2 tRNA genes and 1 rRNA gene are annotated in these 575 nt (G+C 49.7%); all 3 read left to right on the top strand.

Features of this window, described 5'->3' with window-relative positions:
• Nucleotides 1-3 precede the first annotated feature (3 nt).
• The 3 genes from rrf to ACRRU2_RS28605 all read left to right on the top strand — a co-directional run bounded on the left by rrf (nt 4) and on the right by ACRRU2_RS28605 (nt 474).
• Nucleotides 4-120, top strand: a 5S ribosomal RNA gene (gene rrf, locus ACRRU2_RS28615).
• 168 nt (nt 121-288) lie between these two features.
• Nucleotides 289-365 (top strand) — tRNA-Ile (locus ACRRU2_RS28610).
• A gap of 33 nt (nt 366-398) precedes the next feature.
• Nucleotides 399-474 (top strand) — tRNA-Ala (locus ACRRU2_RS28605).
• Nucleotides 475-575: the final 101 nt, after the last annotated feature.

Genomic DNA, 575 nt, shown 5'->3' with positions numbered 1-575 from the left:
TCGTTTGGTGGCGATGGCGGAGGGGAACCACACGTTCCCATCTCGAACACGACCGTTAAGCCCTCCAGCGCCGATGGTACTTGGACCGCAGGGTCCTGGGAGAGTAGGACGTCGCCAAGCGAGTGTGCTAGATCAAATGTCGTTGTAATGATGATGTTGATTCTAGAATGCTCTAGAAGTTGAACCCGTATACTGGCGTGCTTCTAGCCGACCTCGATTAAGTTCGGGATGATCGGTGAATCGTCACGCAAAGATTAGGTTTCTGCTTTGGATTCAAGTGAATAGAACGGGCCTTTAGCTCAGCTGGTTAGAGCGCACCCCTGATAAGGGTGAGGTCGGTGGTTCGAGTCCACTAAGGCCCACCATTATCAACTGAATAAGTTGAGTATAACCCTTATGGGGCCATAGCTCAGCTGGGAGAGCGCCTGCCTTGCAAGCAGGAGGTCAGCGGTTCGATCCCGCTTGGCTCCACCAACATTCCCTTTGGGAATAAACCTTGTACCTTGAAAACTGGATAACGAAAGTGATACAAAACATCTAATAGCTGAGTTTCAATTGAAATATCAAGCAGATGA

It is taken from the genome of Paenibacillus sp. GXUN7292, from assembly GCF_050864975.1.
In the GTDB taxonomy this organism is placed as follows: Bacteria; Bacillota; Bacilli; order Paenibacillales; family Paenibacillaceae; genus Pristimantibacillus.
The sequence above is the reverse complement of the archived record's forward strand: the minus strand, read 5'-3'. Positions and strand labels throughout refer to the sequence as shown.